Annotated in this window: 6 protein-coding genes and 3 pseudogenes; 1 reads left to right on the forward strand and 8 read right to left on the reverse strand. The window is 39.1% G+C overall.

What is annotated here, in order from left to right; all coding sequences use genetic code 11:
- Nucleotides 1–99: 99 nt before the first annotated feature.
- The gene (locus QZ265_RS08910; RefSeq protein ID WP_296405437.1) at nucleotides 100–411 is read right to left on the reverse strand and encodes a hypothetical protein; all 312 of its coding nucleotides are present in this window, start codon (nucleotides 409–411) and stop codon (nucleotides 100–102) included.
- Between the two features lie 393 nt (nucleotides 412–804).
- Here QZ265_RS08910 and aqpZ point away from each other — a divergent pair, with 393 nt between their 5' ends.
- Complete coding sequence (gene aqpZ / locus QZ265_RS08915; RefSeq protein ID WP_296405439.1) at nucleotides 805–1,572, forward strand: aquaporin Z; 768 nt, start codon at nucleotides 805–807, stop codon at nucleotides 1,570–1,572.
- 170 nt (nucleotides 1,573–1,742) lie between these two features.
- Here the strand turns inward: aqpZ and ureG are convergent, their stop codons facing one another.
- The 7 genes and pseudogenes from ureG to ureA form a co-directional block, all read right to left on the reverse strand.
- Nucleotides 1,743–2,414, reverse strand: coding sequence for an urease accessory protein UreG (ureG, locus tag QZ265_RS08920; RefSeq protein ID WP_296405440.1), 672 nt, complete (start codon nucleotides 2,412–2,414; stop codon nucleotides 1,743–1,745).
- Between the two features lie 44 nt (nucleotides 2,415–2,458).
- Entirely contained in the window at nucleotides 2,459–3,256 is a 798-nt protein-coding gene (locus QZ265_RS08925; protein WP_296405445.1) for an urease accessory UreF family protein, read from the reverse strand.
- 52 nt (nucleotides 3,257–3,308) lie between these two features.
- On the reverse strand, nucleotides 3,309–3,860 hold the full coding sequence (ureE, locus tag QZ265_RS08930) for an urease accessory protein UreE (protein WP_296405442.1): 552 nt from the start codon (nucleotides 3,858–3,860) through the stop codon (nucleotides 3,309–3,311).
- 124 nt (nucleotides 3,861–3,984) lie between these two features.
- Nucleotides 3,985–5,628, reverse strand: a pseudogene (gene ureC, locus QZ265_RS08935) (urease subunit alpha); the annotation flags it as partial.
- Between the two features lie 168 nt (nucleotides 5,629–5,796).
- Nucleotides 5,797–5,943 (reverse strand): annotated as a pseudogene (locus tag QZ265_RS10960) (hypothetical protein); the annotation flags it as partial.
- A pseudogene (locus QZ265_RS08940) lies at nucleotides 5,929–6,234 on the reverse strand (urease subunit beta); the annotation flags it as partial. The pseudogenes QZ265_RS08940 and QZ265_RS10960, both read right to left, overlap by 15 nt.
- A 69-nt stretch (nucleotides 6,235–6,303) precedes the next feature.
- Nucleotides 6,304–6,606 (reverse strand): urease subunit gamma, encoded by a 303-nt coding sequence (ureA, locus tag QZ265_RS08945; RefSeq protein WP_296405444.1) that lies wholly within the window; start codon nucleotides 6,604–6,606, stop codon nucleotides 6,304–6,306.
- Nucleotides 6,607–6,884 lie beyond the last annotated feature (278 nt).

Consider the following 6,884-nt stretch of genomic DNA (forward strand, 5'->3'; position numbering starts at 1 on the left):
TACTAATAAGCAAGATACTAGGTTAGCAAGACACTAAGTTAGCAAAACACTAGGTCAGCAAGATAATAGTCAAGTTAATAGTGGAGATCATAATTATCTTCAAAGTATCAACAGCACTACACTAAATAATGCACCCATAATTATGCATGCTTTTAAACCAAGTGGCATATGTTTAAATGGCATTTGCGTGGTTCCGTAAAGATGAAGCGACTCAGCTTTACTAATTGGAAAAAGCATTATACCAAGCCCTAACATTAAGAAAAAAGGCAGTACTACATAAATTCTTGGAACCGTTTCTGCATTGATGGTAAAGATAAAAAACAGGGTGGCTGCTGCTACAATCATTATAAAAATACCAGCCAAACGCGTCATGCTTCTAGATTCGGTAAATTGGTCAGTATGTTCGGTCATATTGTAATTACGCCTTAATAATAAGTTAAGTAAGTTACTAATTATAAGAAACTTCATTGGCCAGACTATTATTTAATCCTTAGTATGATAATTATATAAAATATAAACAACTTTTAAGATAATGTTTAGTTGACATTGAGAAAGCTATATATGAAAACTTTAAAGTCGTAATGGTAAAAAAACAAAAAAATCTTAACCATTGAATAAAAAACACAGGTACAATTGCTTTGTTTAAATTAAGATTAAGCCGTTAATTAAATCTACACTAATGATGATATCAATTAATAATCAATGTTGAGAATGTTAATGGCTTGGCCTCTTATTTGATTATAAAATGAGTAAAACAATAACAATTTATAAAAGACGATAATCGTCTTCTACAAGGAAAGTGACATGACAAATTCAAAAAAATTAGCGGCCGAGTTTTTAGGCACTATGTGGTTAGTTCTTGGTGGTTGTGGTAGTGCAGTATTTGCTGCAAACTTTGGAGGTGACGGCAATCCTCTAGGCCTAGGCTTTGTAGGTGTGGCGTTGGCCTTTGGTTTGACCGTTTTGACAGGTGCGTATGCATTTGGTCATATCTCTGGTGGTCATTTTAATCCAGCAGTTAGTATTGGCCTGATGGTAGGGAAGCGTTTTCCTGCCTCACAGTTACCTGGCTATATCATTGCACAGGTATTAGGCGGCGTTTTTGGTGCTTTTATTATCTATCTCATTGCCACAGGTCAAGCAGGCTTTGCAATAGATGCGACTAAAGCAGGTGCATTTGCTACTAATGGTTTTGGTGATTTCTCACCAGGTGGTTATAGCATGATGTCGGCTTTTATCGCTGAAGTGGTGTTAACAGCAGTATTTTTAATTATTATTATGGGCTCTACCCATCACCGAGCGCCTGTTGGCTTTGCACCTATTGCTATCGGTCTTGGATTAACTTTGATTCATTTAATTAGTATTCCAATTACTAATACTTCAGTGAATCCAGCACGTTCAACAGCTGTAGCTTTGTTCGTGGGTGGTGGGAGTATCTCCCAGTTATGGTTATTTTGGGTTGCGCCTATTATCGGTGCTGCTATAGGCGGCGGTCTTTATGCTTGGTTAGGTCATGAAGGTCCAGATATTGTAGGAGATATGGATCTTAATGAAAAAGAGCGTCAACTATAATTAGTAGCTAGTTGTTTTAAACGAATGTAACGTAAACTAATTTATAAATTGCCCTCAGCGTTTATATCGATTAGTAAAAAAAATAAAGAGGACTTTAAGTCCTCTTTTTTATGCGCATTAAATTATATCTGATGAAAATATTTGACTAATTAATATCTTACCACCGTTATTTATGCTGCTCCAATCATACCCTTATCTTTGATAAAGGCAACAATATCATCCAGACCATCGCCAGTTTTCATATTGCTAAATACTACCGGTTTATCACCACGCATCTTCGCTGCATCACGAGCCATGACCTCAAGAGATGCGCCAACTAAAGGGGCTAAATCTGTTTTATTAATAATTAGTAGATCAGACTTCATGATACCGGGGCCACCCTTACGAGGAATTTTGTCACCCGCTGAAACATCAATGACATATAAGGTTAGATCGGATAATTCAGGACTAAATGTTGCCGCTAAATTATCTCCACCAGACTCTATAATGATTAGCTCCAGACCGTCAAACTGACCTTGTAACTCAGCAATTGCAGATAGATTAATTGAGGCATCTTCACGAATAGCCGTATGAGGACAGCCACCCGTTTCAACCCCGCGGATACGATCAGCAGGCATGGCATTATTGCGAGTCAAAAACTCAGAGTCTTCCTTGGTATAGATATCATTGGTGACCACTGCCATATTCACTTCATCACGTAGACGCTGACACAATCTAAGGGTTAAGGCTGTCTTGCCAGATCCAACTGGTCCACCGATGCCTAGACGCAGAGGAGATAACGTTGTCTGCTCTTGTGAATTTTTTTGGTTTTGTGGTTGCTCACTGTTAGGGGTAAGTGCCATAAGTTTTTCCTTTATTTTTTTTGATAATTGTATGTAAAGTGGCTTTAAGATCGAAACAAACGACTATATTGCCGTTCATGTTGACAAGACAACATGGCTAAGTTGGGCAAATTAGCCGACATGTTAAGGTGTTGGTATAATTCTGCTATTGTATGATTCAAATCTTCAGAGTGCAGACTAGAATGAGAGTGTATATCTAATTGTACCTCTATACCTTTTGACTGATTAAAACATTGTTCATAAGCCTGATTGACATTATCCGCCACTTGATAACTTTGATGACTTAACTGTTGTTGCAACTGCCAAATGATTCGTTGTCCCGCCATTTGTCCAAGGGGAACGGTTTTTACCGCTGCCAATACCATATTTTCGATTTGACCAAAGGCATAAGTGGTTATCGCTTGTTCAGGTTTTACTTGCCAATGCGCACATATATTGGCAAAAAGTGGCAAAAAACCATGCTCAAGAAGCTCATCAGGTACGTTTAAATCTAATACTTCATCAAGCCAAGCCGATAAAGAGATTGCCAGTTGACTGGACTCATAAACAAACTCTTTACTTTCACGGTTGGCATGATAATCTGCACCTAAAGCTTGTGCTAGTTTCTCATTATCTGAAGTCAGGGCTTTGATCATCAAAGCCAATAATGGCAACTCATAGCCTATTAATGCAAGCTCAAGATAATCTTGCATGAACTGTAGCGTACTGTCTTCATCATGAATAAGAGCTGCCTCAATGGCCGGTTCAATACCTTGAGAATAGGTATAACTCCCAATAGGGAGATTGCTAGATGCTAGCATCAGTAAACGACCAGTAACATCAATATCTTTTAACTGGGTCATATTATATTTATTAGCTTGAGGCGTGATGGCTTTAGATAAGTTAGGGATTATTTCAGTCATGTGAATGGCTATGCGTAGAATGCCCGTTATCATCTGAATAGCTGTGAGCATGAGCATGGCTGTCACTATGAACATGGCTATGACCGCCTTTATATGCCCCGGTTTCAGGTTCAAAAGGTGCTTGTACTTGCTCGGTATAAAGACCTAAGTTTTGTAGCATCGCCTCCAAAACATGATCTGGTTCAAAATATAAAGCCTTTGGCGTAATCATTAGCGGCACATGACGGTTGCCTAAGTGGTAAGCCCCTTTCATCAACGTAAAATCATCATCGGCAGTCACACAGATTAACGGTTGGTTAGAAGCTAGCACTTGAATAAGATCTCCTTGTTGATTTGACAATACACAGCCACTCTTTAAAGTTTCAGTACGAGGTAAATCAATACCGATAGATTCTTGAGTTTCATTTAGCGTTTTAAAGCGGCTGCGTTGCCGAGTATCAAAGTCTAAATAAAGATAGTTTTTATTTTGCTTTTGGCTGTCAAGACGGGCCAATTGCTCTGTGCTTAATTGGTTGCTATCAAGTCTTTGGGTAAAAATTTTCATAAGTATCAATGCGTCTTTAAATAGGATATGTTAGGTTTATTTTTATTTAAGCGTCTTCTATAAACGGCTTAGAACAAACGGCTTAGTACAAACCGTTTAGAACAAACTGCTTAAAATAAACTGCTTAAAACAGAAAATAACGCTGCGCCATGGGTAAAGTGTCTGCCGGCTCACAAGTCAATAGTTCACCGTCTGCATGAACTTCATAAGTTTCTGGATTAATATCCATTTTGGGGCAATGACTATTGAATTTCATATTGCTCTTACGGACTTTACGAATATTGTGAACCGGATAAATCACTTTATTTAATTGCAATTGTGAATCAACGTCTTTATCAATAGCAGACTGGGACATAAAGGTAATACAAGTCTGTGCTACCGTTTTTGGATAACTTGCAAACATTCCACGGTAATGAACTGGTTGCGGAGTCGGGATTGACCCATTGATATCACCCATTGGCGCTGCCGCTATTAAACCGCCTTTTATAATGCAGTCCGGTTTAACCCCAAAGAAAGCAGGCGACCATAAAATTAGATCTGCCCATTTGCCAATTTCAATAGAACCAACAATATCGCTAATGCCATGGGTAATAGCAGGATTAATGGTGTATTTTGCGATATAGCGTTTAATACGGAAGTTGTCATTATCAGTATCAAGGTCAATATCACTTAAAGTGATATGGCCATCATTTTGCTCTTGTTGAGCGGAGGCATCAGGTTTGAGATGACCACGTTGTGCTTTCATTTTGTCAGCAGTTTGCCAAGTGCGAATAATGACTTCACCGACGCGTCCCATTGCTTGAGAGTCACTACTCATCATTGAGATAGCTCCCGTATCATGCAAAATATCTTCAGCGGCAATGGTCTCTTTACGAATTCGACTCTCAGCGAATGCCACATCTTCTGCAATAGCCGGGCTTAAGTGGTGGCAGACCATCAACATATCGAGATGCTCATCAATAGTGTTATGGGTAAATGGGCGTGTGGGATTGGTAGAAGAGGGCAAAACATGCGGCTGACCGATAGCTTTTAGGATATCTGGAGCATGTCCTCCACCAGCGCCTTCGGTGTGAAAAGTATGAATACAGCGGTCTTTAAATGCGGCTAATGTGCTCTCCAAATAGCCACTTTCGTTTAGCGTATCGGTATGAATGGCCACTTGGACGTCGTAATCATCTGCAATGGATAAGCAGTTGTCTATTGCTTGAGGCGTTGTACCCCAGTCTTCATGCAACTTAAGACCAATGGCGCCTGCTTCGATTTGCTCTTTGATAGGATCAGGAACGCTGACATTGCCTTTGCCAAGTAGACCAATATTCATCGGTAAGCTATCGGTGGCTTTGAGCATGCTATGGATGTGGTAAGGCCCTGGCGTACATGTTGTTGCAAGTGTACCTTGAGCAGGTCCAGTGCCACCGCCAAGCATGGTAGTCACACCAGACATTAAGGCAGTTTCACATTGCTGAGGAGCAATAAAATGAATATGGCTGTCAATAGCACCGGCAGTTAATATTTTACCTTCACCTGCGATAATTTCAGTTGCAGCGCCAATTGCAATGGTTACACCAGGCTGAATATCAGGATTACCAGCTTTACCGATAGCGCTAATTCGACCATCTTTTAAGGAAACGTCTGCTTTATAAATACCTGTATAGTCAACAACCAAAGCATTGGTAATCACTGTCTCAGCGACTTCAACCGCCATTAATTGAGACTGTCCCATACCGTCACGAATGACCTTACCGCCACCAAATTTGACTTCTTCACCGATACTCACTTGTGAACGACTATTATCACTACTACCGTCTTTAGTTTTCATGCCATGGTTATTACTACCAAGCCCTTCACTAATTGGCATTGAGTCTCTATTTGGATCTAGTGAATGGGTGGCATTTGAGCCATGATCACTACCAATGTCATCATCAATTTGACTGGTTAGATCATACTCAACTTCAAGCCATAAGTTGGTATCAGCTAGGCGTACTTTATCACCTGTGGTCGGTCCATAATGTTCAGCATGAATACGTCTATCAATCATTTTTTGTGACGTATTCGAGGTTTTTTTAATATCCACAGCGCCCATTACCCTACCAGCAAAGCCATATATCTCTTGCTTGCCAGCTATAGCAACCAATTCAACCTCGCGAGATTGCCCCGGCTCAAACCTAACCGCCGTACCTGATAAAATATTAAGACGATAGCCTTTTGTTATTTCCCGATTGAAGCTTAGTGCATCATTCACCTCATAAAAGTGATAGTGAGAGCCGATCTGAATAGGACGGTCGCCAGTATTTATAACTTCTATTGTCTGTACGCTACGGCCAGCATTTAAGGCCATCTCTCCCGCTTTTATCTTATATTCGCCCGCTTTCATAATAGTCCTTAGTTTTTATAGTTATATTTAGGCAATCTAATTTAAGTCATTTTGATAGTCTATAAGGACTTAAATAATGGGGTTATGCACTGTCACCAATTTAGTACCATCAGGGAAAGTGGCTTCAATTTGAACGTCATGTATCATTTCAGGAACGCCTTCCATCACATCTTCAGCACTTAAATAAGTTGCCCCTTCACTCATCAGTTGAGCCACGCTTTTACCGTCTCGAGCCCCTTCCATAAGTAGCATACTGATATATGCAACGGCTTCTGGATAATTTAGCTTAACGCCTCGGTTCTTACGGCGTTCAGCAACCATGCCAGCAGTAAATAACATTAATTTGTCTTTTTCAGTGGGGTTGAGTTGCATGACTTTTCCTTGTAATTTTTTTAAATAAGAAATTCATTAACTTGAATCTTGATGAGTTATTATGATTACGGGTTATTATAAGATCGAGTTTTTGACTGTAAGCTTTGTACCAATATTTTCTATAATATAATCTTTAATGACAATTTTTCTACCTTAAATTAATATGATTGACTTTAAATTAACTAGGTAATTAAATAGGCTTAAAATTATTGAATTATTATTGTTTATTTTCAGTGTCTTTTTTGAATGTTTTAATTTTAATGTATAAGTTTTTATTG

The sequence above is a fragment of the Psychrobacter sp. genome, assembly GCF_018260395.1.
In the GTDB taxonomy this organism is placed as follows: domain Bacteria; phylum Pseudomonadota; class Gammaproteobacteria; order Pseudomonadales; family Moraxellaceae; genus Psychrobacter.